Source organism: Streptomyces sp. NPDC020884, from assembly GCF_044333935.1.
In the GTDB taxonomy this organism is placed as follows: Bacteria; Actinomycetota; Actinomycetes; order Streptomycetales; family Streptomycetaceae; genus Streptomyces.
Genome location: NZ_JBIRRY010000001.1, coordinates 1226499 through 1251920, shown reverse-complemented (window position 1 = coordinate 1251920; position 25422 = coordinate 1226499). Strand labels below are relative to the sequence as shown.

The following is a 25422-nucleotide window of genomic DNA, read 5'->3' as shown; positions in this document are numbered from 1 at the left end:
CTAACGACCCTGTCTAGAATGAATCCTCATGAGCACCCATGCCGCCGCCCGCGTCGCGGCTCCCACCCGCCGCGAGCAGATTCTCCGGGAGGCCGCCCGCCTCTTCGCCGAGCGGGGCTTCCACGGTGTCGGCGTCGACGAGATAGGCGCCGCCGTCGGGATCAGCGGCCCCGGCCTCTACCGCCACTTCCCCGGCAAGGACGCCATGCTCGCCGAGCTGCTGGTGGGCATCAGCGAACGACTGCTGGACGGCGGCCGCATGCGGGTCACCGAGGACGCCGACCGGGGCGACGGCTCCCCGGAGGCCCTCCTGGACGCGCTCATCGAGGGCCATATCGACTTCGCCCTCGACGACCGCCCCCTGATCACCCTCCACGACCGCGAGCTGGACCGGCTGCGCGACACGGATCGCAAGCGGGTGCGCCGGCTCCAGCGCGAGTACGTCGAGGTCTGGGTCGGGGTAGTCCGCGCCCTCTACCCCTCGCTGGCCGAGAACCAGGCCCGCGTCACCGTGCACGCCGTCTTCGGCCTGCTGAACTCCACCCCGCACCTGGCCCGCCCCGAGGCCCTGCCCGGCCGCGCGGCGACCGCGGCCCTGCTGCACCGGCTGGCCCGGGGCGCCTTCGCCGCCGCCGCTGATCCCTCCTGAGCAGCGGGTTCTTCCTCCGGGCGGCTTCGGGTTCCGAGGGGGTCCGGGCAACCTCGGCCGGGGTTCTGGCGTCTGTCCGTTCACGACGGTCCGTTCGCGTCACGACGGTCTGTTCGCGACGGCCCGTTCGCGTCACGACGGTCTGTTCGCGACGGCCCGTGCACGTCACGACGGTCTGTTCGCGACGGCCCGTGCACGTCACGACGGTCCGTTCACGACGAGAGAACTCGGGGGAGCCGCATCATGGCCGTCTCGCTGGGCGAAGAGATCATGCTGCTGTCGTTGGACGACGCGACCGGCGCGGCGAAGGGGGAGACTGCGGCCCGCTGGGGCGTGGCCGCAGGCATGCTCCTGGAGCTGGTCATGGCGGGCCGTGCCACGGTGCGGGGCGGCCGCGTCGAGGTCTTCGACCCGACCCCGACCGGCGACGCCCTCCTGGACGGACGGCTCGACCGGCTGACGCGCTGGGTCCACGGGACCTCCAGTAGCCGCAAGGTGGCCGACTGGCTGACCCGGGACCACGCCAAGGGCTCACAGGACGTCGTCGCGAGCCTCGTCGCCCGCGGTCTGGTGACCGAGGAGAAGCACCGGGCCCTCGGCGTCTTCCCGGTGCGCCGCTACCCGGAGGCCGACGGAACCGTCGAACGGGAGCTGCGCGACCGGCTGGCGGCCGTGGTGCTGCACGGGGCGGAGCCGGACCCCCGCACCACGGCGCTCGTCGCCCTGGTGCACGCCACGGGCATGCACCCGCAGACGTTCCCCGGCCTGCCGAAGAAGCAGGTGGCCCCGCGCATGGCGGAGATCGCCGACGGGCACTGGGCGGGTGTGAGTGTGCGGGAGGCGATCCGCAACCTCCAGGCGGCGATCTCCGCCGTGACCGTGGTGACGGTCCTCACCGTGGTCTCGTAGGCGGGCGGGCCGGCCGGAGCACGCGGCCGGCCGCCCTCCGGTGGCCGGCTGGCCGCTGTCAGGCCGCCGTCAGGTGCCGGTGCGCCCAGGTGGCGAACGAGGTCACCGGAATCCCGAGTTCCCGGGCCAGCGCGGGGCGGGCCGGCTGGGTGATGGCGTTGCTCCACAGGTGTCCCGCGCCCCAGGCCGGCATGCCCGCCGCGAGCGCCTCGTCGAGGTCCATCGACGGAGCCTTCACCGGTACGCCCCACACCGTGGACAGCGTCCCGGCGACCTGTTCCATGGTGAGCAGGTCGCCCGCGAGCTCCAGTTCCACCTCGTGGAAGCGGTCGGGCTCCTGGACGGCGTGGGCGACGGCCGCGCCGATGTCCTCGCACGCCACCAGCGCCAGGGTCGTGTCCGGCCGGATGACCGTCGCCAGGCCGCCCTCGGGCCCATGGGGCGCGAGCTGGGGCAGGTTCGTCATGAAGAACGCGGGCTTGACCACGGCCCAGCGGGCGAAACCGGTCCCGCGCACCTTCTCCAGGATCGCCTGCTTGGTGTCGAAGTAGGGCTCCATCGCCGCCCAGCGGCCTTCCGCCCAGCCCGGCGTCTCCGTGTGCCGCCCGACCCCGCTGGTCGAGGACTGGACGAACTGGTGCACGCCCGCGTCCCGCGCCGCCTCGATCAGGTGGGAGGCCTGCGCCAGCTCTCCCGCGAAGTCGACGCTGCTCTCGGTCATCGGCGGCATCTGTACGGAGAACACCGCGCGGACCCCCGCGCAGGCCGCGTCCAGCGAGGACCGGTCGGACAGGTCTCCGGTCACCAGCCGGGCGCCCAGCGCCTCGACGTCCGCGGCGGGCCGCGTCAGCGGGTCGCGCACCAGCGCGCGGACCGGCACGCCGGCGGCCAGCAGGGCTCGGGCGGCGGCCCCGCCCTGGCGTCCGGTGGCGCCGGTGACCAGGACGGGGGCGGTACGTGATGCCATGGCGGTGTCTCCTCGCCGTTCGGGAACAAGAAACGGCGGGGCCCGCCGTTTCGCCTCCGGCTACGATATGGCGGGGCCCACCACTTAGCAAGGAGAGAACGTGACCGGTCAGCGCTCCGACGCCCGCCGCAACTACAGCCGCATCCTGGCCGTGGCCGAGGCGGAGGTCGCCCGGCACGGTGCTGCCGCCTCCCTCGAACAGGTCGCCCGCACGGCGGGCGTCGGCTCCGCCACCGTGCGCCGCCACTTCCCCACCCGCCAGGCCCTGCTCGAAGCCGTCTTCCAGGAGCGCATCCAGGCCCTCTGCCGGCGCGCGGACCAGCTGAGCCGGACCGACGACAGCCGCGCCGCCCTGCTGGACTGGCTGCACGACCTCGTCGAGTACGCCGTCTCCGCCCGCGGCCTCGCGGACGCCCTGACCTACGAGCCCCCCACCGACGCCCCCGCCGACACCGCGCCGCACTCGTGCGGCGCGGTGCTCGAGGGCGCGGCCACCCCGCTGCTCCACCGGGCCCTGCGCGACGGGACGGTCAGGCCGGGCGTCACCTTCCACGATCTGATCACCCTCGCCGTCGGCATCGCCCTGGCCACCGAGCACCACGCCGAACCGTCGGTCCAGGCCGACCGGCTCTTCACCCTCACCGTCGAGGGCCTCAGCCCGAGCCGCTGACCGGGCGGCCCGGCCGTCGCCCGATGGGAAGGACCAGGTCACGCCCGGGAGGACCGCCCCGGAAGGCGTGCCGGACCGACGCCGGACGGACGCCCGACCGATGCCCGACCGACGCCTGACCGACGCCTGACGGACGGCAGGGCCGGATCCCCGGCCGTCCGTCCGTCAAGACACCGGGCACGCCCCGCGCACCGGACGGCACAATGGGGCCATGCCGATACCCAGCCGCGCCGCCCTCGTCGACCACCTCGTCCGTACGCGTATCGCGGGGGACGTCGCCACGCCACGCGACAACAACCTCTCCCACTACCGCAAGCTCGCCAACGGTGACCGCCACTACTGGCTGGGCCTGGAGCTGGGAGACCGGTGGACCGACGAGCAGGACGTGCTCGCGGTGATGGCCGAGCGCTGCGGCGTCGACGACGACCCGGCGCACCGGCAGGGCCAGGACACCATCGACCCCGAGCTGACGGTCGACGCCCTGGAGCGGATGGCGGCCCGGCTGCGCAAGGCCGCCGACGCCCGCGAGCGGGTCCTGTTCGCCACCGGGCACCCCGGCGGCCTGCTGGACGTGCACCGGCAGACGGCGGACGCGCTGCGCCGGGCCGGCTGCGAGATCGTCCGCATCCCGTCCGGGCTGATGGCGGACGAGGGCATGGTCTTCCAGTTCGCCGACGTCGCCGTGCTGGAACGCGGGGCGACCCTCTGGCACACCCACTCCCCGGCCCCGATGGCCGCCATCCTGGACGCCATGACCCACCTGGGCCGCCCGCTGCCCGACCTGGTCGTCGCCGACCACGGCTGGGCGGGCTGCGCGGGACAGTGGGGGCTGGACGCGATCGGTTACGCGGACTGCAACGACCCGGCCCTCTTCCTCGGGGAGGCGGAGGGCACCCTCCAGGTCACGGTCCCGCTGGACGACCACGTCACCGACCCGCGCTTCTACGACCCGATGACGGACTACCTGCTGCACGCGGCGGGGCTGCTGGAGGCTGAGCCCGAGGAGTCGGCGGAGCCGGTCTCCGAGGAATCGGCCGCGTAGCGGGCCCGATGCGATGAGTTTTCGACCCGGCGGCCGTCTTCCCTGACAGCGACGAAGGGCGAGGGCCATGAAATTCAGCACGACGATGTTCCAGAGCGGGAACAACACCGGTATCGAGGTGCCGGAGGACGTGGTCGAGGCCCTCGGCGCGGGCAAGCGCCCGCCGGTGAACGTCACGGTGAACGGGTATTCCTACCGCTCGACGATCGCCCCGATGGGCGGCACGTACCTCATCCCGTTCAGCGCCGACAAGCGCAAGGAGACGGGTATCGGCGGCGGGGACGCCATCGAGGTGCGGCTGACCCTCGACACCGCGCCCCGCACGGTGGAGCCGCCTGAGGACCTGGCGGCGGCGCTGGCCGCCGCACCGGGGGCGGCGGAGGCGTTCCGCGCCCTGTCGCCCAGCCGTCAGAAGGCGCACGTCACGTCGGTCGAGGGCGCGAAGGCGCAGGCCACGCGGGAGCGGCGGATCGCGAAGACGGTGGCGGAGCTGACGCCGTGAGGCGTCGGGCATAACCGGCTTCAGCCGCAACGGCGTCGGGCATAACCGGCTTCAGTCGCAGCGGCATCAGCGGCATCAGCGGCATCAGCGGCATCAGCGCCATCGGCGTCAGGCCTCACCGGTATCAGTCACCCCCGGTGTCGGGCGTCACCGGTGCACGGGCCGGCAGGGCCGCCGGGATCTCAGGGGCCGCTGTGGCGCACCCGCTGCGCCTGCCCCGGCGTCGGGTCCAGATACACCCGCTGGATCGACGGGAACCTCTCCCGCAACTGAGCCTCCGCCTCCTCGCACGCCCACTCGACCTCCGCGGCGGTGGCCATGTCCCGGAAGTCGATCTTCGCGGCGATCAGGATCTCGGTCGGCCCCTGGATCAGCGTGGTCAGCTCCAGTACGTCCACGATGTGCGGCACCGACAGCAGCTCCTCGCGCACCCCGGCCCGCATCGCGGCGGGCAGGGGCCGCCCGATGAGCAGTTGCGCGTTGGACCGGCCCAGCACCCACGCCACGTAGACGAGCAGGAGCCCGATCAGGACGGAGGCGATCCCGTCCCAGACGCCCGAGCCGGAGAGCTGTCCGCCCAGCAGACCGCCCGCCGCGAGCAGCAGGCCGACCAGGGCCGCCGAGTCCTCCATCACGACGGCCTTCACGGCCGTGTCGGGGGTGTGGCGCAGGTAGTACGCGTCCGGCACCCGCAGCCGCGACGCCTCGCGCCGCACCTGTTTGACTCCGGTGCGCAGCGAGTAGCCCTCGAGCAGGAACGCGACGCCGAGGACGAGGTAGGAGACGAGCGGATCGCCCAGTTCCTCGCCCGCGACCAGCGTGTGCACCCCGTCGTAGAGGGAGAAGACCGCGCCGCCGACGAAGGTGGCGACGGAGGCGAGCATCGCCCAGATGTAGCGCTCGGGGCCGTATCCGAGGGGGTGCTCCTCGTCGGCCGGCTTCTCGCTGCGCTTGAGGGCGGTCAGGAGCATGACCTCGGTGACGGTGTCCGCGACCGAGTGGGCCGCCTCGGAGAGCATCGCGCTGGAGCCGCTGATCAGCCCGGCGACGGCCTTCGCCACGGCGATGCCGAGGTTGGCGACGGCCGCCACGATCACCGTGAAGGTGGACTCCCCGCCATCGGCTCGGCCGTCGGCTCTCGCGTCGCTCATGGTGGGGAGTATGTCGGAATTGCTCCGTCAGATGCCGCTCATCCCCAGGGCGTCATCCCCGAGGCGTCATTCAGGGAGCGTCATCTGCGGGCATGATCTCCGGGGGCGTCATCCGCGAGGCGTCTTTCCGGGGGCGTCATTCCCGGGGGACGCGGACGACGCCTTCCTGGATGACGGTGATCGCCAGCTTTCCCTCGGCGGTGTAGATACGGGCCTGGCCCAGTCCGCGTCCGCCGGAGGCCGAGGGCGACTCCTGGTCGTACAGCAGCCACTCGTCCGCCCGGAACGGCCGGTGGAACCACATCGCGTGGTCCAGGCTCGCCCCGACCACGTCCCCGACGGCCCAGCCGCCCCGCCCGTGGGCGAGCAGCACCGAGTCGAGCAGGGTCATGTCGGAGACGTAGGTCGCCATGCAGACGTGCAGCAGCGGGTCGTCGGCGAGCTTGCCGTTCGTCCGGAACCACACCTGGGAACGCGGTTCGCGCACCTCGCCCACCGTGCCGAACGGCGGCGCGTCCGCGTACCGCAGGTCCACCGCCGCCCGCGCCTCGATCAGCCGGTCCACGACCCCGGGATCGCTGAAGCGGTCCGCGTACCGGGGCAGCATCTCGGCGGCCGTCGGCAGGGTCTCCGGGGCCGGGGCGGCGGGCATGGGCGCCTGGTGCTCCATCCCCTCCTCGTACGTCTGGAAGGACGCGGAGAGGTGGAAGATCGGCTGCCCGTGCTGGACGGCGACGACGCGGCGGGTGGTGAAGGACCGCCCGTCGCGGATCCGGTCGACGCTGTAGACGATGGGCGCGCCCGGGTCGCCGGCCCGCAGGAAGTACGAGTGGAGGGAGTGGGCGGCCCGGTCGGTGGGGACGGTGCGGCCCGCGGCGACGAGCGCCTGGGCGGCCACCTGACCGCCGAACACCCGGGGCACGAGCGCGCTGCGGCTCACGCCCCGGAAGATGTCCCGCTCGATCTGCTCCAGGTCGAGCAGGTGGAGCAGATCGAGCAGGGGATCGGGACTCTCGTTCATGGAGGGAACGTAACCCCTTACAGGCCCATGGACTTGGCGATGATCGACTTCATGACCTCGCTGGTGCCGCCGTAGATGCGGTTGACCCGGTTGTCCGCGTACAGGCGGGCGATCGGGTACTCGTTCATGAAGCCGTAGCCGCCGTGCAGCTGGAGGCAGCGGTCGATGACGCGGTGCGCGACCTCGGTGCAGAACAGCTTCGCGGAGGCGGCCTCTGCTCCCGTGAGCTCACCGGCGTCCAGGGCCTCCAGCGCGCGGTCGGCGACGGCCTGGGCCGCGTCGACCTCGGCCTGGCAGGCGGCCAGCTCGAACTTGGTGTTCTGGAACGAGGCGACCGACTTGCCGAACACCGTGCGCTCCCGCACGTACTCCTTGGCGAAGCGGACGGCGGCCGCGGCCTGGGCGTACGCGCCGAAGGCGATGCCCCAGCGCTCGGAGGCCAGGTTGGTGCCGAGGTAGCCGAAGCCCTTGTTCTCCTCGCCGAGGAGGTCCTCGGCCGGGACCTTGACGTCGACGAAGGCCAGCTCGGCGGTGTCGGAGGTCTTCAGGCCCAGCTTGTCGAGCTTGCGGCCGACCGAGTAGCCCGCGGACTTGGTGTCGACGGTGAAGAGGGAGATGCCGAAGCGGCGGTCGTCCTCGCGCGGGGCGGCGGTCCGGGCGCAGACGATCACACGGTCGGCGTGCACACCGCCGGTGATGAAGGTCTTCGCGCCGTTGAGGACGTAGTGCGTGCCGTCCTCGGAGAGCTTGGCGGTGGTCTTCATGCCCGCGACGTCGGAGCCGGTGCCGGGCTCGGTCATCGCGAGCGCCCACATCTCCTCACCGGTGGCGAACTTCGGCAGCCAGCGCTTCTTCTGGTCGTCGGTGGCGAGCATCTTGATGTAGGGCAGGCCGAGCAGCGTGTGCACCCCCGAGCCGCCGAAGGAGACGCCCGCGCGCGCGGTCTCCTCGTAGATGACGGCCTCGTACTTGTGCGAGTCGATGCCCGCGCCGCCGTACTCCTCGTCGACCTCGATGCCGAAGACGCCCAGCTCACCGAGTTTGAGGTAGAACTCGCGCGGCACCTGGCCGGTGGCGAACCACTCGTCGTAGACCGGCACGACCTCGGCCGCGATGAAGGCGCGGATGGTCTCCCGGAACGCCTCGTGGTCCTCGTTGAATACCGTACGGCGCACGGGATGCCTCCTGGGTCGGCAGTCGATTCCTTGATATCTAAGCGCTTGCTCAGACTCCCTTCGAAGTTACCCGCCGGTTGTGTTCGCTGTCCAGGGTGATGCTCGGCACGCGGCGGCCGGCGTGGACCGGCGGGCAGGAGAAGCGGGCGGGGCCGATTGTCAGTGGTGTGGTGGAGGATCGGAATCAACGGCCGCGGACTCGCGGAGTGGCGGAGTGTTGGGGGATCACCATGACGATCACGAACGAGCAGCTGGCGGGGCACGTGTTCCTGGCTCTGCTGTACGAGGACGCATATTTCCCGGACCAGGTCCTGGACAAGGGCACGGCGGTCCTGCGCGCCCTGTGCGAGCGGATCGAGGCAGAGGGACCCGAGGACCTCACCGCTCTGTACGCGCTGACCGCGGTGGCGACCGAGGCCTTCAACGATCTGGAGCCGGAGTTCGAGGCGGCGGGCAGCGAGATCGAGACGGTCGCCCGCGAGGAGATAGGCGAGGCCTTCTGGACCATCGCGACGGCCTACGGCTTCCCGGACGCGGACCCGGAGAAGCTGATCGCCGAGCGCGAGTGGTGACGAGCCGGGCCCCGGCGGCCGTGGGAGGGTGAGGGAGTGAGGCTGGAGGACCTGGCCCGGCTGCGTCGGGCCCGCGACCGCATGGACCGCGAGTACGCCGAACCGCTCGACGTCCCCTCGCTGGCGCGCGCCGCCCTGATGTCGCCCGGCCACTTCTCCCGCAGCTTCCGCGCCGCCTTCGGCGAGACCCCGTACAGCTATCTCATGACCCGCCGCATCGAGCGGGCCAAGGCGTTGCTGCGCCGGGGGGACCTGTCGGTCACCGACGTCTGCTTCGCCGTCGGCTGTACGTCGCTGGGGTCGTTCAGCTCCCGCTTCACGGAGCTGGTCGGTGAGAGCCCGAGCGCCTACCGGGCCCGCCCCCACGCGGCCGGCGAGACCATCCCCGCGTGCGTCGCCAAGATGCTCACGCGACCGGTCAGGAATGGAGAAGCGAATCCCACCCCCCGCCCGTAGCGTGAAACGCATGGACATCAACCTCTCGCAGTGCTTCATCGCCGTCGACGACCACGACAAGGCGCTCGCCTTCTACCGCGACGCCCTGGGAATGGAGGTGCGCAACGACGTCGGATTCGAAGGCATGCGCTGGGTGACCGTCGGGTCCCCCGCCCAGCCGGACGTGGAGATCGTCCTCGAACCCCCGCTCGCGGACCCGAACGCCCCGGCCGCCGACCGTCGGACCATGGCCGAGCTGCTCGCCAAGGGCATGCTGCGCGGGGTCATCCTCTCCGCCGAGGACGTGGACGCCGCCTTCGAGAAGGTCCGTGCCGCCGGCGGCGAGGTGCTCCAGGAGCCGATCGACCAGCCGTACGGCGTCCGCGACTGCGCCTTCCGCGACCCCTCCGGCAACATGCTGCGCATCACCCAGGCCGGCAAGAAGTAGCCCCCGTCACGACCTGTTCCCCGAGCGGCCGGGGCCCCACCGGGCCCCGGCCCCGCGCAACATCGGGCCCCCGGCGGCCCGCGCACACCAGTAGGCTCCGCGCACCAGCAGGGCCCGTACCAGCCGTACAGACAGGGCCCCGCATCAGCAGGCTCCGCGCACCAGTAATGGAGAGACGACGAGCATGGCTCCGAGAACGAAGACCCCGCAGCCGCCCGCGCCGCACACTGCCGACAGCCACGACCTGATCCGCGTGCACGGAGCGCGGGAGAACAACCTCAAGGACGTCAGCATCGAGCTCCCGAAGCGCCGGCTGACGGTGTTCACCGGCGTCTCCGGCTCGGGCAAGAGCTCGTTGGTGTTCAGCACCATCGCCGCGGAGTCCCAACGGCTGATCAACGAGACGTACAGCGCCTTCGTCCAGGGCTTCATGCCCACCCAGGCGCGGCCCGACGTCGACGTACTCGACGGGCTGACGACCGCGATCATCGTCGACCAGCAGCGGATGGGCAGCGACCCCCGCTCCACGGTCGGCACCGCCACCGACGCCAACGCCATGCTCCGCATCCTCTTCAGCCGGCTCGGCAAGCCGCACATCGGCCCGCCCGGCGCGTTCGCCTTCAACGTCCCCTCGGTGACGGCGAGCGGCGCCATCACCGTGGAGAGCGGCAACAAGAAGACGGTCAAGGCGACCTTCAGCCGCACCGGCGGCATGTGCCCCCGCTGCGAGGGCCGCGGCTCGGTCTCCGACATCGACCTCACCCAGCTCTACGACGACTCCAAGTCGATCGCCGAGGGCGCGTTCACCATCCCCGGCTGGAAGTCGGACAGTTGGTGGACCGTGCGGATCTACGCGGACTCGGGCTTCCTCGACCCGAACAAGCCGATCGCCAAGTTCACCAAGAAGGAAATGCAGGACTTCCTCTACCGGGAGCCGACCAAGGTCAAGGTCGAGGGCTCCACCCTCACCTTCGAGGGGCTGATCCCCAAGATCCAGAAGTCGTTCCTGTCCAAGGACCGCGAGTCGATGCAACCCCACATCAGGGAGTTCGTCGACCGCGCGGTCACCTTCGCCACCTGCCCCGAGTGCGAGGGGACCCGGCTCACCGAGGGCGCCCGCTCCTCGAAGGTCAACAAGATCTCGATCGCCGACGCCTGCGCGATGGAGATCCGGGACCTCGCGGAATGGGTCCGCGGCCTGGACGAACCCTCGGTCGCCCCGCTCCTCGAAGCCCTCCAGCAGACCCTCGACTCCTTCGTGGAGATCGGCCTCGGCTACCTCGCCCTCGACCGCCCCTCCGGCACCCTGTCCGGCGGCGAGGCCCAGCGCGTCAAGATGATCCGGCACCTCGGCTCCTCGCTCACCGACGTCACCTACGTCTTCGACGAGCCCACCATCGGCCTCCACCCGCACGACATCCAGCGCATGAACGACCTGCTGCTGCGCCTCCGCGACAAGGGCAACACCGTGCTCGTCGTGGAGCACAAGCCCGAGGCCATCGCCATCGCCGACCACGTGGTCGACCTCGGCCCCGGGGCCGGTACGGCGGGCGGCACCGTCTGTTTCGAGGGCACCCTGGAAGGACTCCGCGCCTCCGACACCGTCACCGGCCGCCACCTGGACGACCGGGCCGTCCTCAAGGCCGAGGTGCGCACGTCCGACCACGCGCTGGAGATCCGCGGCGCGACGTCGCACAACCTCCGCGACGTCGACGTCGACATCCCGCTCGGCGTGCTCACCGTCATCACCGGCGTCGCCGGCTCCGGAAAGAGCTCGCTCGTCCACGGCTCGATCCCGGCGGGCGAGGGCGTGATCTCGATCGACCAGAGCCCCATCCGCGGCTCGCGCCGCAGCAACCCGGCGACGTACACCGGCCTTCTCGAACCCATCCGCAAGGCCTTCGCCAAGGCCAACGGCGTGAAGCCCGCCCTGTTCAGCGCCAACTCCGAGGGCGCCTGCCCCACCTGCAACGGCGCGGGCGTCATCTTCACCGACCTCGGCATGATGGCCAGCGTCTCCAGCCCCTGCGAGGACTGCGAGGGCAAGCGGTTCCAGGCCTCGGTGCTGGACTACCACCTCGGCGGCCGCGACATCAGCGAGGTCCTCGCGATGTCGGTCTCCGAGGCGGAGGAGTTCTTCGGCTCCGGCGAGGCGGCCCTCCCGGCCGCCCACAAGATCCTCGACCGCCTCGCGGACGTCGGCCTCGGCTACCTGAGCCTCGGCCAGCCGCTCACCACACTGTCCGGCGGCGAACGCCAACGCCTCAAGCTGGCCACGCACATGGGCGACAAGGGCGGAATCTACGTCCTCGACGAGCCGACCACCGGCCTGCACCTCGCGGACGTGGAGCAGCTTCTCGGCCTGCTCGACCGGCTCGTCGACTCCGGAAAGTCGGTGATCGTCATCGAGCACCACCAGGCGGTCATGGCCCACGCCGACTGGATCATCGACCTCGGCCCCGGCGCGGGCCACGACGGCGGCCAGATCGTCTTCGAGGGCACCCCGGCCGACCTGGTGGCCGACCGTTCGACGCTGACAGGCGAGCACCTGGCGGAGTACGTGGGGGAGTGAGACCGGCCTTCCCGGCTGCTGGGCCCTCTCCGCCTGCTCTCCGGGTCAGGCGGAGAGCGCCCCGCTCTTGACCGCGTCCACGAAGGAGGTCCACCCGGCGGCGGGGACGATCAGCGCGGGCCCGCCGGGGACCTTGGAGTCGCGGACGGGGACGGCGGTGGGGTGGTGGTCCTGGACTTCGAGGCAGCTGTCTTTGTCAGGGCCGCTGTACGACGACTTCCGCCAGGCGGTGAGCGGGTTGGTGTCTTCACTCACGGTATCCGTACTCCTTCGCCGCTGCCCTGAGCACATTCAGTGACTCGGGGAGGGACAGCGCGTCGCTCATGGCCAGAGCGTAGGTGGCCTCGATCCGCTCGACCAAGTGCGGTGCATCGTGCACCTTGGCCACCTGCGTGCCTTCGGAGTACGCCACCGGTGGCTGATCCTCGAAGTGCATCAGCGTCACCATGCTCTGGTGCAGATTGCAGATGGGACCGCCCAGAGGCAGCACATGGGCGCGGATTCGGCCACGCTCGGCCAGACGCACCACGTGCATGATCTGTTCCGCCATGATGTCCGCACTCCCCGCCACGCGCCGGAGGACAGCTTCGTCCAGCACCGCCCAGACTACGGGCGACGTGGGGCGCTCCAGGACTTTGGCCCGCTCCAGTCGTGAGACGACGGCCTTGTCACGTTCCTCATCGCTGTACGGCGGAAACGCTGTGCCCAGCACCGCATCCGCGTACCGGCGCGTCTGGAGGATTCCAGGAAAATAGGCGATGGCGAACTCGCGGATGAACGTCGCCTGTTCCTCAAGCTTCCGAGCAGCCTTGAATCGTTCCGCGACGGAACGGTCATCTGCCTGGGGCCGGAAAGTGGTCAGTACATCCCCTGTACCCAGCGCCCTGTCCAGCCGCAGGGCGTCCTCCTCGCTCGGCATGCGACGCCCCGCCTCGATGTGCGAGATATGCGACCGCGTCATGATCGCCATGTCCGCGAGTTGCTGCTGCGTCAGCCCGGCCGCCTCCCGCTGAGCCTTCAACCATGTGCCATAGGTATTACTCACAGCCAACTCCCGTGCGACGAGCGCGATGTCACCCCGTACCCCCTGGCGAGCTTAGCCGCGCCCATCGCACGCTGTGAGTGGATCGCTACGCAGCGAAGGATTCACCCCCACCGCACACGGAGTTGACGCCCCCATGAACGAACAGCAGCCCCCCAGCACCGCACGCCTGCTTCCCTGGGCCGGAACGGAAGGCAGGCCCTGTTACGTGGCCGGCGACGGTGACGGGCAGGTCTCGCGTACGGCGGACCGGGTCGAGGCCATGCAGCTCGGCATGGCGTACGAACTCCTCGACCACGCCGACGACATGGTCGAGGACGACGGGTCCACAGCCGTCCAGCTCCGCCACGTCGCGGCCGCTCTGGCGCACTCCCTGCGGGACGTCCACCGGGTCGCCCGGAGCCGGGGCCTGCGGCTGGGGATCCCGGACGCCTTCGAGCCCGGCCACCCGTCGGGTCCGGGGCTGGTGCGACTGCGGCCCTGAGGCGCGAGCCGGGCTCCGGTACGGTCTCGGCATGCCGTTCTACGTTCATGCTCAGGATCAGCCGGACGTCGCCGACCAGTTGGCGGAGCTGTGTGAGGAGCACTGGTCCTACATGGACCGGTTCGACAGCCGGTTGATCCTTCGCGGGCCCACCCTGTCCGACGACGGGGAGGAGCACACGGGGAGCGTCCACGTCGTCGACCTCGCCGACCGTGCCGACGCCGAGCGGTTCGCGACGGAGGAGCCGTTCTGGAAGGCCGGCCTCTACCGGGACTACACGGCAGTCGCGGCGGAGGTGCTGCTGTGCCGCGAACCGGCGGTGGACGTTCCCCACACACTCGTCACCGCTCGGTGGCCCCTGCGGGCCCGCGCCTCGGGCGACGTCGAACAGCACGGGCTGCCCGGCGCGGAGTCGGACGGCCGACTGGTCTTCGTGGCCGTTCTGGTCGACGACGAGGGGACCGGCATGACGGGAGTGGTCGCGGCCGTACGGGCGCTCCCGGACGAGGCGCAGGGCCTGGTCCAGCCGTTCGCGGACCGGCTCGCCGCCGGCCGGCCCGCACCCCTCACGGCACAGCACTGGCAGCGCGGCGGACGTAACTGAACAGACGTGGCTGAACGGGTGTAACTGAACGGACGTAACTGAACAGACCCGGCTGAACGGACGTGACGACGGCATGAACCGCGCACTCTCGACGCCGCCCACAATGCCCTCGGGCTGCCTCGCCGATGCCCCGCAACCCGTGCTCCCGGCAACCGGGGGCCTGTTGCTGCGCCCCTGGGAACCGGCCGACGCGGCGGCGTTCCTCTCCGCCTACCAGGACGACGAGACCCGCCGCTGGCACACGCACCGTCCCTCGACCGAGGCCCAGGTCGGGGACTGGTTCGACACGTACCGCCAGGACTGGGAGCGCGAGAAGGGGGGCCACTGGGCGGTTGCCCGCGAGGGTGGCGAGGTGCTCGGCCGGATGGCGTTGCGCGGCCTGGACTTCGACGACGGCGTCGCGAACGTCGCGTACTGGGTGCTCCCGGACGCTCGTGGCGCGGGGGTGGCCTCGCGCACGCTCGCGGTGCTCAGTGCGTGGGCTCTGGAGGACATCGGCTTCCACCGCCTGGAGTTGGACCACTCGACGCGTAACCACGCCTCGTGCCGGGTCGCCACCAAGGCCGGCTACCGCCTGGAAGGCACCAGGCGCGGTGCGGCCGTGCATGACGACGGCCGGCACGACATGCATCTGCACGCCCGGGTCAGGGGCGACTGACCCGGGCGCGGATCCTTAGGATTCCTGCCGCACTTCGACCCTGGCCACTACGCCGACGCCCTACATGCTCAGGGTGGCCGATCCGGTCGCGCAGCCAGGAGGCGATGCCGTCGAGAGCCGTGGCGGCCAGGGCCGTGGGGTGGCCGGTGAAGCCGTGGGGCGACTCGGGGTAGACGCGGAGTTCGACGTCGTTGCCGGCCGCCGACAACCGTCCGGCGAGCGCCAGGTTGTCCTCCAGCAGCACGTCCTCGCTGCCGACGACCAACAGCGCCGGGGGAAGTCCGCTGAGGTCGGCGTAGAGAGGGGAGATGTCGGGAAGAGTGCGGTCCGGCACGTGGCCGGCGTAGGCCTGGATGAAGTATTCGTCCGCGATGCGGCGGCCGCCCGGAGTCTGTGCGCTCAGGTCGTAGGTGCCGAAGCGGAGCGCGGCCCCGGCGAACCGGTCGGCGACGCCCCGGTCCCGTAGCCGCAGCAGCGTCGCCAGAGCGAGGGTGGCGCCGGCCGAACTGCCGCCGATCGCGAGCCGCGAGGTGCCGAAACGGGCCTCGGCCTCTTCGACGAGCCAGAGCGCCGCCGCTTCGCAGTCGTCGGGAGCGGCCGGCCACGGGTGCTCGGGCGCCAGCCGGTAGTCGACGCCGACGACGGCGACCTGGAGGGCATCCGCGAGCGCGCGGTGGCGTTCGTCGCCCTGTGCCGCGGAGCCCATGTAGAAGCCGCCGCCGTGGATACCCAGGTAGACGCCCCGCGGCGGACCGCCGGCGGGCAGGAAGATCCGGACGGGGACGCGCACTCCGGCGGCCTCGACCGTCTCTTCGACGGCGGGCGGAACGGCGGCGCGAGGAGCGGGCTTCTTGGCTCGTGCTTCCTGCAGCTCCTCGAACGAGCCGGGCCCACGGCCCGCCGCCCTCGCCCCGTAGAAGGCGCGGGCGGCGGCGACCTGCTCGGCGGGCACGTCGACGAACAGTGCATCCAGGGCGAATCGCACGCGTTGCTCCTCATCCATTCGGGTCTCACCTGGATGTTATCGGCGCTGCGACCGGGCCGGTCGGCCTTGCTTCCGGACCGGATATGACGTCTGTCATGAACAGTGGTGACAGGACGCACACTGCTCCGCGCCCCTCCGGGCCTAGCGTGAACGAAAGCCCGCGTTGCCGAACTCGACGGTTGGAAACGGACCATGCGCCACGAGAACGAGATGCTCATCGTCGAAGACCTGACGCTGTTGATGATGGACGACAAGTCGGGGGCCATCGCGGGGGCGGGCACGCTGTACTACACGCTGGGCGGCGCGGTCCTCGTCGAACTGGGCCTGGGCGGTCGGATCAGGGTCGATGAGAACGACACGGGACTGAACGGCGTGAAGGTGCACGCCGTCGCCGGCCGCACGCCGTCGGATCCGCTGCTCCGGGCCGCCCACGCGAAGGTCGGCGAGCGCGTGCGCGGCGTCCAGACCCTGCTCATCGAGATCGGCACGGGGATGCGCGAGACGGTCCTGGACCGGCTCGTCGAGCGGGGCATGCTGCGGCAGGAGACCAAGAAGACGCTGGGTCTGTTCCGTACGACGTCGACGACGGCGGCGGACACCGGGCGCAAGAAGGAGGTCATGGAGCGGGTCCGGGCCGTCCTGATCGACGGCGAAGAGCCCGACGACCGTACGGCGGCGCTGACGGGACTGCTCTCCGCGAGCGGCACGCTGCCGACCCTGCACCGCTCCATTCCGTGGTCCGGCAAGGTCTACAAGCGGGCGAAGGAGCTGGAGCAGAGCAGCTGGGGCGCGGAAGCGGTGAACGCGGCCGTGCTGCGGACGGTGGCGGCGATCTCGGCGGGCACGGTCGTCGCGGTCACCAGCTAGCGCGGCCGTGGTCCGGGGCCCTGGTCCCGGCTCAGGCGGGGCGGCGGGCCATCCATGTCTGACGGGTCGACCGTACGACGAGGTCGTCGCGGTGGCGTACGTCCTCGGGCCCGCCGTCGACGAGCCGGTCGAGCGCGGCCAGATCCTCCGGCGAGATGCGCCCGACGAGGTTGCCCCGGATACGTTCGAAGACCAGGTAGGCGTACCGGCCCGCCCCTTCGGGCAGCGGGGCGCGCAGCTCCCAGCGCTCGGCGCGTTCCTGCTCGACGGGGAGGCCGGCGGCCGCCAGCAGGGTGCCCCAGTCGGCTCCCCGGTGCGGCAACCGCTCGGCATGCAGGCCGTCGAGGGCCTCCCGGCAGCGGGTCTCCAGCCCGCCCGGGTCCCCGCCCTCGGGCAGGAACCGGGGCATCCCGTCCACCTCCGCGACGGCCAGCAGCCCGCCGGGCCGGAGCGCGGCGCGGATACCGGCGAGGGCGGTCGCGGGGTCGTCCAGGTGGTGCAGGGACGCCGACGCCCAGACGAGATCGGCGTCGACGACCCCGGGCAGCCCCGCACCGGCGTCGGCCTCCAGGGTGCGCACGCGGTCGCCCAGCCCCCGGTCCCGGGCCGCCGAGGCGAGCCGCTCCAGCATCGCGGGGGAACTGTCGACGGCGGTCACCCGGGCGGTCGGGAACCGCTCCAGGAGGGCGAAGGTGCCGGTCCCGGTGCCCGAGCCGAGGTCGACGATGTGCCGGACGTCGTCACCGGCCAGGCAGGCGATACGCCCGGTGAGCGCGGTGAGGTGGGGCGCGAAGAGGGCGGCGTCGAGGTCGAGGATCTCGGGGAGACCGTTCGGCGTCGCGTCGGAGCCGTGAGCGTGGGAGTGGGTGTGGTCCGGGTGCCCGTGGTCCGGGTGCCCGGGGTGCCCGGGGTGCCCGGCGTGCTCGGAGCCTGTGGAAGGGGCTGCGGGTGCGGGGTGGTGCGCGTCGTGAGCCATGACGTCGAGCGTACGAGCGGTTTGCGCCAGATGCATACAGACTTGCCGATAACGCAAGAAGGGGGTGGCTGCGAGGGCCCCGTACGCAAGCTGGGGGAGCCTCCTCGGGCGCGCGGAAGGCGGCCGGCTCGACGGCGCGAGGTGCATGCGCACGAAGGGCGCCGCCCCGAGCGCGAACAGGGCGAAGACGGCGATGCGCTGGAGTCCGGGCGGGCCCGTCACCGGTCTTGAGCGGCCGAGCGCTGAACCGGTCGGCGAGGCGCGCCTGTTGTCAGTGCCCCCTTTTATATTGACGTCATGGAGATCACCCAGCGGATGCTCGCGGAGGCCTGGCAGCGGACGACCGCGCGACACGCCCTGCTCGACGGGGTCGGGCTGCCGCCCGTCGCGCTCTCGGAGGACGAGCTGGAGGAGCGGGCCGAGTGCGCCGAGGAGGCGGAGGACGGAGGCCTGTGTCTGCTGGTGGACGAGGACGGCACGGTTCACGGCCGTCACGGTCCGTACCGGGAGGTCTTCGCCACCCGCGACCTCGATCAGGCGCTCTATCTGATCGCCGAGGCGGCGATACGTCAGCGCGGCGGCAGCCTCGAGGAGGTGGCCGACACGCTGGGCCGGATCGATCCCGCGTGGGGCAGAAGGTTCCGCAGCGGCGGCCTGGACGACACGGGTCCGGTCGAGGCCTGCGGGCGCGACCCGTTGGAGGGGCTCGCCTGGATAGCCGGGTCCTGGCGGGAGCAGGATCCGTATACGACGCTCTCCTTCTTCCGCGCGGCGCCCGGGGAAACCGTCGACGCCGAGCGGCTGGCCCTGCTGTACGGGGCCGATCCCGCGCAACTCGCGGCCGGTACACGCCTGAAGGACCTGCGGGCCGTGGACAACGGCCGGGCCCACGGCGACCGCCAGGGGGAGAGCTACTGTTTCGGGCAGGCGGGCGAGTGGACCTTCCTGCTCTACCACGACACACCGCCGGGGTCCTTCGCGGACAAGGAGGCGTACGAGGCGCTCGGGATCAAGGAGAGTGTGTGGCTGACCGCCACCTCGGCGAAGGCCATCTACTCCTTCGACTACCTGCGGGACGGCCGCCGCGTCGACGACGACTGGGGCATGCTGGAACTGATCTGGTACGAGCGCGGCTGCGCCCCGTATCTGCGGGGCGGTGAGCTGGACTTCCTCAACCGGGCCGTGCGCCGCGCCGAGTTGGACCACCCCGAACTGACCAGCACCTTCGAGCTGTACTTCCACGCCCTGGAGGAGTCCCTCGGCCTGCGCCTGCCGCGCCGGGACTTCGCGGAAGGGGAGGTGCGGGCCGCGTACTGGGCCGGGAGCTAGGGCAATGGAGTGGTGAGTGCGATGGGGGCAGGAGCGCTCATGGGGCAGAAGCGGGTTTCAGGAGGAAATGCGCTTCCCACCCTCGGCCGGCTCGATAGCGGGATCGCGGACAGCTTTCACGACGGCATCCCCGATCTGCCCGCAGGTGGCCGAGCTGTTCCCCTTTCCGGACGACCTATGCAGTGGGCAACCGCAGGGGCGGCATGTCAGTGGGGAGCACCCGGCTCCAGCGGTTGTTGGACAGTAGGATCCCCGTGTTAGAGGGAAACTTCGATGAGGTGCTCGATTGTCCTGGCGGCTTCGATGTCGCCAATCTGAGTGTATCTGGTATCTGAAACCCCCCTCTCCGTGAGCTTGAGTTCATCCGTCTGCTCCCAGGATCCGCTACTGCGGATAATCTCATCAAAATTCCCTGCTGTATCCACAAATCTGCGACGGATGATACTCGAAGTGGGCCCTGTCGCCTTGTAGTAGGAGATAGCCCCTTCGGCGTCCATTGCGTCGAGTGTGGTAGTGCGGAACGACAGGAAGGGCATGGAGTCGAGGTGATCCGCGAGGCTCTTCAGCTTGATCGAAACCCCCGTCAGATCGATAAAGCCTGCTCCGTCCTGAAGGAACTCCCCTCCGCGCTCATAAAAGAGAATCAGGGGCTCGTACAGGTCAGGGAGAGATGTGTTACTACCGAACTTCAATGGGCTCATACCGGCTAGCCGCACAGCTCCCGCGCACGTTTTCCGGGCGCTGAAAGAAACCTTTCTGAGGAGATCCTCAAGTTCACCGCTAACATCTGGAGGGAGCTGAAATTGCGAGTCAATTGACTCGGTGATATCAAAAAACGGCCATGAGCTCTCGGCGTCGAAATGATTGGCCCACAATGCGGATCGCCTCAGGTATTCGTGCATCAGCAGGCGGCGGGACTGGGCGTGCGCCAGAGCAGGGTTCCAGCTGTCGGCCCAGTCGATCAGCCCCAGCCTTCGCAGCGTGACAATGCTCTGCTCGTCGCTCATTTTAGTTCGATTCCATTCGATCGCAGTGCTTGAAAGGCGGCTTCCATGACCTCGTCGATGTTGGAGAGGTCAGGTGTCAACTCCAGCTTAGGTGCTTGCAGTCCAAGCCTCTCCCACTGTGCGAACCCGCCTCTGCGCTCACTGATGGTGAGTTCGTGGGCCCCGGCGTCCCGCCAGCTGCTTGGCCAGGCGCGGTAGTGGCCGTCCGCGACACCATTGACCATGTCGACTGTCCAGGATTGCGGATTGTCGTAAAGATAAGGGAGGCCAGCCTTCATGAGGTGACTTTCCATGTATTCATGAGCCATCAGCCGCTGGAACCTCACAGATTCGGCCCCGTCAAGCTCGCGATGAAGGGCTGCTTGCCACAGGTCGGCGATGTCGTCGCGTGGAGTGAAAAGTCCTTCCCTGGATACGCCCTTTCCTGAGACGACCACGTGTTCTGTGCGGAACATGTGTGTCTTCACGCGCTGTAGCACACCTTCGCTGATCCCTGTCCGCTCAGAAATGACAGGAAGATCCACCGAGTCTGGCGTAGCGCGAATCTCGTCGAAGATTCTGCCCGAGTATTCGCTAGGCTCCTCAATGTATCGGGCACCGTCTGGTCTGACCGCAGATGCCGCTTCCAGAGGTGGGTGATTGAGACTGTTGACGTATGTGCTGTTTGGATTCTCGGGCAGCCCGCTACTTTGATCTTGGGGCTGGCCATCTGGGCGACCAACGGCCGGCTCATCCATGAAGCCACCATTGGGCCCGCCCGGGGCGTCGGGCGAATGGTGAGAACCTCCAGGGTGGCCACCGCCGATGTCGTTGGCCGAGGCGCCTGGTCGTTCTGCCACTGGTTCGCTAGAGCGCCCATGGTTGGCAGGTGGTTCAAGGGAGCCGCCGTTGAACCCCTCACCCCGCCCGCCGCCACCCACCGAGTTTTCGGGTGCCTGATGACTCGGGCGGCTCCCACCTGCCCGCTCCGGGATGTTGAGTCCGTCGCCCAGATTGCTGTCGGTGCGGAATGGGATTCCCGGATCGCTATGAGCGGTCCGCCCTGCGCCGATCAGGGCGGGTTCCGGGGTCTCGATGCGGGAGGGGGTGGCGCCGGTGCGTTCCGAACCCTTTTCGGCTTGGGCGTCTTCGGCGCGTTGGGCGATGCTGCCGTCTTCGTTGTATAGGTTGCCGTCCCGGCCCATGTAGGCCGGTCCACGGTCGAGGGGTGATCTGATGGTGCCTTCGGGGAGTGCGGTGAACCCGTCGGGGAGTTTGACCGTTCCGTCGGGCAACCTGACTGCGCCGTCAGGGATTGCGGTGCCTTCGGGGAGGCTCACCGTTCCGTCGGGGAGTCGGATGCCGCCTTCCGGGAGCGTGAAGATGGTGCCCGGAGGCAGTGGCGGAATCTCGACGTTGCCCATGCCCTTCAGGCCGGCCATGACGTCGCTGATCTTGGTGAGCCCCGTGCTCGCGCCTTTGAAGAGGTACGTGGTGGGGTCGACGAAGCGGCCGGCCTTGTTCGCGAGCGACAGGGCCTTGGCCGCGGCTGCCGCTTTGCCGGCGCCGGATACCGCGCCCCCGGTGCCGCCGGTGAAGACAGTCGTCAGTACGTTGAAGGTGACCGCACCCCCAGCACGGGCCGGGTTTTCGCTCCACTGGTCGTAGGCGATCAGCGCCTTGCCGGTCTCCGTCATCGCCTTACGCGCGTCGCGAGCGAAGCCCGGCAGGTGCTTCTCGGGGGTGGCCCACAGGACGTGGGGTGCTGCCACGGTGAGGACGATGCCGGCGGTGAGGTTGCCCAGGCCGGTCCAGGCCTGCTTCGCGGCGTCCCAGCCGTCGAACCCGGCGAGGGTGCCCAGACCCCTGACCGTGGCCAAGACGCCGTCCACGACGAAGCCCTTGGTGAAGTCCCAGGCGTGTTCGTGGACCTGCCACCACGGTGTGGACTCCTTGACCGGGTCGCCCCACGGCAGGCCCTTGGCCTGCTTCAGGACCTCGGCGTCGTACCCGTGCATGTGCTTTCCGCCGGAGCCGTCGTCGGTCTTGAGCGGCTTGCCGCCGGGCACCAGCGCGATGATCTTGTTGTAGCAGGTGCGCTCCACCGTCTGGAACGCGGCCCAGGCCTCGGCGATCTCCCCGCGGCGGCGGTTGTTCTCCTCGACCAGGTCGCCGTCCTCGCGCCACTTGTCGTCCGCGTTCGCCTCGTCCAAGAAGGTCGAAGCCTCCCGCTTGAGCCGCTTCAGCTTCGCCACCAGCGGCTGCGCGTCGTCCGCATACGCGCCGAGTGCGCCGGTGATCCTCGCCAGGTCCCACTTCAGCGCATCCCCGCGGTACGCGACCGGTTTTGTCGTCGCGAACAGCTGATCGGCCTCCGGGGCCCGGTAGAAGGCCTGCAGACCGCCGAAGCTGCTGTGGATGTCACCCGCGGCCGTCGCGATGTTCTCCCCGTCCCCGGCCAGGGCGGTCACCTTCTGGCCCAGCACCGCCAGATCACCGGTGAACACCGGTATGCCGTACGGGTCGACCGGCTCCTTGTCGCTCACTTCTCACCCCGCAGTTCCTTCAGCGCATCCAGACGGACCGCCTTCGCCGCGTTCTGCGCCTGCTTCGCGGTGTCGAGGTCCCCCTCCATGTACTCGCTCGTCGCCGTCGCCGCACCCAGCACCGCCGCCTGGATCCGCTCCGACATCGACTTCAGCTGCGCCTGCCGCGCCGTCACATACGCACTCAGCGCCGCTGCCACCGGCCCTGTCACCGCCGGGGTGTCCACGAGCGCCGCGGCCGGGCCGGCCTCCCGGCGCGGAATCACCGGCCCCACCGGCTGACCCGCCTCCGTGCCCCCCGGCACCGCGGTCCCCGCCGCCTCCGCAGCCTCGGACAGGTGCGTCATCAACGCGTTCAGCGCCTTCTCCAGCTCGCCGGCATGGCCACCGACGATCTTCAGCTGGCCCTGCACACCCTGCGGTTTGATATCCCACGCAACCATCCACGCCCCCCGTGCGCACGCACAACACAACCGGCCCACCCCGCACGGGGTGGGCGCACTCCTCATCACCCCGGCGGTCAGCCGATGCCGTCGACCGCGGCCTTCGCCCGCGCCAGCGTCTGCGTGGCCGTGCCGTCGTTCTTCTCCAACGTCGTCCGCAGCAGCCGGATGATGTTCCGCACCTCCTGCGACGTCGCGTTCCACCGCAGTTCCTTGCCGTGGTACTCATCCGCCACGCCGTCGGCCGCGAAGTCGTTCATCGCCGCCTTCACCTGCGTGTCCCGTGCGGTGATCACCTGCTCCAAGCGGCCGATCACCACCTGGAGAGCCGTCTGTACCTCCGTCGAAGCCCCCGTGTCGTACGAACGCCGATCCGTGCTGCCCGCCATCAGTCCTTCAACTCCCCGTCAGACAAAGAAATAGGACGAACCCGTCATCGTGACCGGATTCAGCGGCCGCCGAAACGCGCCGCGTCGAAATTCGCCGACGCCATCTGCGACTTCGCGTTCTCGTCCTGCTCCTGGTCACCCGAACCGAACGCCGCGTCCATCCCCGACTGACCGCCCAGGATCCCCGACAACGACGCGTTCAACGCCTTGGTGATCTCGTCCGAGCGCGTCTTGAAATCGTCGAACGCGACCTTTCCCGCCCCGTTGAACTTCCCCTCCAACGGCTCCGCCGCCGTGATCAGCTGCTGGATCAGCGTCCCCAGATCCGTACTCGCACCCTGCGAATCCGACAACAGCCTCGACAGGACCGACGCCCCCATGTCGAACTTCATGACACCCCCCGTTACACCGAATGCATCGAACGAACGCACGCGTACTCACGCATACATCCTTTTCTACCAACTCCGGCTTCGCTGTTGCACTCTGCAATCAGCCAGATTCCGCCCGCAGCCCCTACGCCCCGCTGAGGTGCCGCATCAGGGTCTCGAAGTCCCGCCACCCCGCCAGGTCCGAGGGGTTCCCCGGCAGCGGGTAGTACAGAGCCGGCCTTGTTTTCGGGCCGAGCCGCACCGGCTGTTCGGCCAGCGGCGTGCGTCGCGCCCGGTCTCCCGGCATCGCGCGGACCTCCTCCACGCCCAGGACGAAGGCCAGCGGGACTCCGGGACCCTCGAAGCGCGGCGGTACGGCCACATCGCGGCGCGCTTTGCGAAGTTGTACGAGCATCGACTGGAGGCGATGGCGCGTGGCGAGCGCCTCGGCGGCCGCGGGCAGGGCGCCCAACGGAGGGTCCTCGTCGGCGCCGTAGCCGAAGGCGAGCGTGACCTCCTCCTCCACGCCCGCCTTCGTCCGCGTGACGCGTACGGTCGCGATGCCCGGTCGCGAGCGGTTCCCGACCACCACGAACCAGGTGGGATCCGGCGCCCGCTCATACGCGACGTCGGTCAGCCGGCCCGGGGACCAGGGCAGGTTGACCGGCTCCGAGGTACCCCAGCCGGCCGGCGGTTCGCCCGTCAGCTCCTGCCACACCGTCTCCAGGCCGCCGCCCAGCACCAGCCGCTCGTCCGCCGGGTGCACCATGCGGAAGGTCAGGCCCAGTTGACGGTCTCCGGTGTCGTGAACCTCCTGGAAGGCGGCGGCTACCGGGGTGTGCGGGTCGTCCTCCGTGGCGTCGGGGGAGAGCACCGGGTCGAACGCGCCGTCCTGCCAGCGCAGCACGGCTCCCGTCAGGCCGTCGTAGTAGCCGTCCCGTTCGTCCTGGACGATCCAGCGGGACGGCCGGCCGCCCAGCGCGTCCCGTACGGCGGGAGAGAGCGTGGTGCCCGCCGGGCTGACGATCTGGAGGCCGAGGCCCGCCTCCGCCGCTGCCCGGAAGGCGTCGGACAGCCAGGCCGTCATCGCCACCACCGGGCGGTCCTGGATGACAACCGCGACCTTGGCGGTGAGCACATCGATGGCGGGCTGTGCGGCGGCGGGTTCCGGCGCGACGCCCACGCCGTCGCTCTTCACCACGGCGAGCGAGCCGGCCGCGTCCGGCGGCCAGGCGGAGCCGCCCATCAACGAGGCGAGGCGAGTCGCGAAGGCGCCCGCGAGCTGCTCCGCCTCCGCGACGCCCGTGGTGGCGCGGGCCTCCGTCCACCAGTACGGGACCGGTGGCGCCGTGGTCCCGAGCAGCCGCTCGGCCTCGCCCTCCACGGAGACCAGCAGCGGCGCCTCCACGGAGACGAGCGGTCGGCCCTGCGCGTCGCAGAGCTGGATCACCGCGCCCTCGCCCCGTGTGCCCACCAGCTTGTCCGGGCCGCCGGAGAGCAGCCCCGCCAGTACGGCCCACGGGTCGGGCATCCGGGGGGTGAGAGCGATGACGTCCTTGGTCATGGATGGTCGTCCGGTCCTTCGTCGTTCGGCGGTGGGCATGCACGGTGCGGGCGCTGTTCCGTGCCGAG

The 25422-nt window shown here is 70.3% G+C and carries 28 protein-coding genes; 14 read left to right on the top strand and 14 right to left on the bottom strand.

The features are described 5' to 3' along the window. Positions 1-28: 28 nt before the first annotated feature. A complete protein-coding gene (locus ACH4UK_RS05660) occupies positions 29-649 on the top strand; it encodes a TetR/AcrR family transcriptional regulator (RefSeq protein WP_398354690.1) in 621 nt (206 codons plus the stop codon). Positions 650-892: 243 nt separating this feature from the next. After that, a complete protein-coding gene (locus tag ACH4UK_RS05655) occupies positions 893-1558 on the top strand; it encodes a GPP34 family phosphoprotein (protein WP_398354689.1) in 666 nt (221 codons plus the stop codon). A 58-nt stretch (positions 1559-1616) separates the two neighbouring features. Here the strand turns inward: ACH4UK_RS05655 and ACH4UK_RS05650 are convergent, their stop codons facing one another. After that, complete coding sequence (locus ACH4UK_RS05650; protein WP_398354688.1) at positions 1617-2525, bottom strand: NmrA family NAD(P)-binding protein; 909 nt, start codon at positions 2523-2525, stop codon at positions 1617-1619. A gap of 100 nt (positions 2526-2625) precedes the next feature. Between ACH4UK_RS05650 and ACH4UK_RS05645 the strand changes: the two genes are divergently transcribed. From ACH4UK_RS05645 to ACH4UK_RS05635, 3 genes are all read left to right on the top strand, one after another. Continuing rightward, the gene (locus tag ACH4UK_RS05645; RefSeq protein WP_398354687.1) at positions 2626-3195 is read left to right on the top strand and encodes a TetR/AcrR family transcriptional regulator; all 570 of its coding nucleotides are present in this window, start codon (positions 2626-2628) and stop codon (positions 3193-3195) included. Between the two features lie 211 nt (positions 3196-3406). Continuing rightward, entirely contained in the window at positions 3407-4237 is an 831-nt protein-coding gene (locus tag ACH4UK_RS05640; protein WP_398354686.1) for a phosphatase, read from the top strand. A 67-nt stretch (positions 4238-4304) separates the two neighbouring features. After that, on the top strand, positions 4305-4739 hold the full coding sequence (locus ACH4UK_RS05635) for a YdeI/OmpD-associated family protein (protein WP_398354685.1): 435 nt from the start codon (positions 4305-4307) through the stop codon (positions 4737-4739). A gap of 182 nt (positions 4740-4921) precedes the next feature. Here the strand turns inward: ACH4UK_RS05635 and ACH4UK_RS05630 are convergent, their stop codons facing one another. The 3 genes from ACH4UK_RS05630 to ACH4UK_RS05620 form a co-directional block, all read right to left on the bottom strand. Next, positions 4922-5890, bottom strand: a complete 969-nt coding sequence (locus tag ACH4UK_RS05630) for a cation diffusion facilitator family transporter (RefSeq protein WP_398354684.1) — start codon at positions 5888-5890, stop codon at positions 4922-4924. Positions 5891-6026: 136 nt separating this feature from the next. Then, entirely contained in the window at positions 6027-6911 is an 885-nt protein-coding gene (locus ACH4UK_RS05625) for an acyl-CoA thioesterase (RefSeq protein ID WP_398354683.1), read from the bottom strand. Between the two features lie 17 nt (positions 6912-6928). After that, positions 6929-8086, bottom strand: coding sequence for an acyl-CoA dehydrogenase family protein (locus tag ACH4UK_RS05620; RefSeq protein ID WP_398354682.1), 1158 nt, complete (start codon positions 8084-8086; stop codon positions 6929-6931). Between the two features lie 230 nt (positions 8087-8316). On the opposite strand from ACH4UK_RS05620, the gene ACH4UK_RS05615 reads away from it, so the two are divergent. The 4 genes from ACH4UK_RS05615 (at position 8317) to ACH4UK_RS05600 (ending at position 12113) form a co-directional block, all read left to right on the top strand. Continuing rightward, a complete protein-coding gene (locus tag ACH4UK_RS05615) occupies positions 8317-8658 on the top strand; it encodes a DUF5713 family protein (RefSeq protein ID WP_398354681.1) in 342 nt (113 codons plus the stop codon). Between the two features lie 36 nt (positions 8659-8694). Further along, complete coding sequence (locus ACH4UK_RS05610) at positions 8695-9114, top strand: helix-turn-helix transcriptional regulator (RefSeq protein WP_398354680.1); 420 nt, start codon at positions 8695-8697, stop codon at positions 9112-9114. Positions 9115-9124: 10 nt separating this feature from the next. After that, the gene (locus tag ACH4UK_RS05605) at positions 9125-9541 is read left to right on the top strand and encodes a VOC family protein (protein WP_398354679.1); all 417 of its coding nucleotides are present in this window, start codon (positions 9125-9127) and stop codon (positions 9539-9541) included. 184 nt (positions 9542-9725) lie between these two features. Then, positions 9726-12113, top strand: a complete 2388-nt coding sequence (locus tag ACH4UK_RS05600) for an ATP-binding cassette domain-containing protein (protein WP_398354678.1) — start codon at positions 9726-9728, stop codon at positions 12111-12113. Between the two features lie 45 nt (positions 12114-12158). Here the strand turns inward: ACH4UK_RS05600 and ACH4UK_RS05595 are convergent, their stop codons facing one another. Both ACH4UK_RS05595 and ACH4UK_RS05590 read right to left on the bottom strand, forming a co-directional pair. Next, positions 12159-12404, bottom strand: a complete 246-nt coding sequence (locus tag ACH4UK_RS05595) for a DUF397 domain-containing protein (RefSeq protein ID WP_398354677.1) — start codon at positions 12402-12404, stop codon at positions 12159-12161. Then, complete coding sequence (locus ACH4UK_RS05590) at positions 12361-13158, bottom strand: Scr1 family TA system antitoxin-like transcriptional regulator (protein WP_375895144.1); 798 nt, start codon at positions 13156-13158, stop codon at positions 12361-12363. The genes ACH4UK_RS05595 and ACH4UK_RS05590 overlap by 44 nt, the downstream gene beginning before the upstream one ends. Positions 13159-13291: 133 nt before the next feature. On the opposite strand from ACH4UK_RS05590, the gene ACH4UK_RS05585 reads away from it, so the two are divergent. The 3 genes from ACH4UK_RS05585 (at position 13292) to ACH4UK_RS05575 (ending at position 14901) form a co-directional block, all read left to right on the top strand. After that, positions 13292-13639, top strand: a complete 348-nt coding sequence (locus ACH4UK_RS05585) for a hypothetical protein (protein WP_398354676.1) — start codon at positions 13292-13294, stop codon at positions 13637-13639. Positions 13640-13670: 31 nt separating this feature from the next. Next, a complete protein-coding gene (locus tag ACH4UK_RS05580; RefSeq protein WP_398354675.1) occupies positions 13671-14243 on the top strand; it encodes a YciI family protein in 573 nt (190 codons plus the stop codon). Between the two features lie 73 nt (positions 14244-14316). Then, positions 14317-14901, top strand: coding sequence for a GNAT family N-acetyltransferase (locus ACH4UK_RS05575; RefSeq protein WP_398354674.1), 585 nt, complete (start codon positions 14317-14319; stop codon positions 14899-14901). Here the strand turns inward: ACH4UK_RS05575 and ACH4UK_RS05570 are convergent. Continuing rightward, positions 14888-15886, bottom strand: coding sequence for an alpha/beta hydrolase (locus ACH4UK_RS05570; RefSeq protein ID WP_398354673.1), 999 nt, complete (start codon positions 15884-15886; stop codon positions 14888-14890). The genes ACH4UK_RS05575 and ACH4UK_RS05570 overlap by 14 nt on opposite strands. 192 nt (positions 15887-16078) lie before the next feature. Between ACH4UK_RS05570 and ACH4UK_RS05565 the strand changes: the two genes are divergently transcribed. Then, positions 16079-16753: a GPP34 family phosphoprotein gene (locus ACH4UK_RS05565; RefSeq protein ID WP_398354672.1), complete on the top strand. Its 675-nt coding sequence runs from the start codon at positions 16079-16081 to the stop codon at positions 16751-16753. Between the two features lie 31 nt (positions 16754-16784). On the opposite strand, the gene ACH4UK_RS05560 is transcribed toward ACH4UK_RS05565, so the two are convergent. Continuing rightward, on the bottom strand, positions 16785-17729 hold the full coding sequence (locus tag ACH4UK_RS05560) for a class I SAM-dependent methyltransferase (RefSeq protein ID WP_398354671.1): 945 nt from the start codon (positions 17727-17729) through the stop codon (positions 16785-16787). A 297-nt stretch (positions 17730-18026) separates the two neighbouring features. Between ACH4UK_RS05560 and ACH4UK_RS05555 the strand changes: the two genes are divergently transcribed. After that, positions 18027-19058, top strand: a complete 1032-nt coding sequence (locus ACH4UK_RS05555) for a hypothetical protein (RefSeq protein WP_398354670.1) — start codon at positions 18027-18029, stop codon at positions 19056-19058. Between the two features lie 257 nt (positions 19059-19315). Here ACH4UK_RS05555 and ACH4UK_RS05550 read toward each other — a convergent pair whose 3' ends face one another. The 6 genes from ACH4UK_RS05550 to ACH4UK_RS05525 form a co-directional block, all read right to left on the bottom strand. Further along, positions 19316-20065: a hypothetical protein gene (locus ACH4UK_RS05550; protein ID WP_398354669.1), complete on the bottom strand. Its 750-nt coding sequence runs from the start codon at positions 20063-20065 to the stop codon at positions 19316-19318. After that, positions 20062-22590, bottom strand: a complete 2529-nt coding sequence (locus ACH4UK_RS05545; RefSeq protein WP_398354668.1) for a hypothetical protein — start codon at positions 22588-22590, stop codon at positions 20062-20064. Before ACH4UK_RS05545 ends, ACH4UK_RS05550 begins: the two co-directional genes overlap by 4 nt. After that, on the bottom strand, positions 22587-23033 hold the full coding sequence (locus ACH4UK_RS05540) for a DUF6507 family protein (RefSeq protein ID WP_398354667.1): 447 nt from the start codon (positions 23031-23033) through the stop codon (positions 22587-22589). The genes ACH4UK_RS05545 and ACH4UK_RS05540 overlap by 4 nt, the downstream gene beginning before the upstream one ends. A 77-nt stretch (positions 23034-23110) precedes the next feature. After that, complete coding sequence (locus tag ACH4UK_RS05535) at positions 23111-23422, bottom strand: pore-forming ESAT-6 family protein (protein ID WP_398354666.1); 312 nt, start codon at positions 23420-23422, stop codon at positions 23111-23113. Positions 23423-23481: 59 nt separating this feature from the next. Continuing rightward, on the bottom strand, positions 23482-23814 hold the full coding sequence (locus ACH4UK_RS05530; protein ID WP_398354665.1) for a hypothetical protein: 333 nt from the start codon (positions 23812-23814) through the stop codon (positions 23482-23484). A 121-nt stretch (positions 23815-23935) separates the two neighbouring features. Continuing rightward, on the bottom strand, positions 23936-25354 hold the full coding sequence (locus tag ACH4UK_RS05525; protein ID WP_398354664.1) for a DUF6177 family protein: 1419 nt from the start codon (positions 25352-25354) through the stop codon (positions 23936-23938). Positions 25355-25422: the final 68 nt, after the last annotated feature.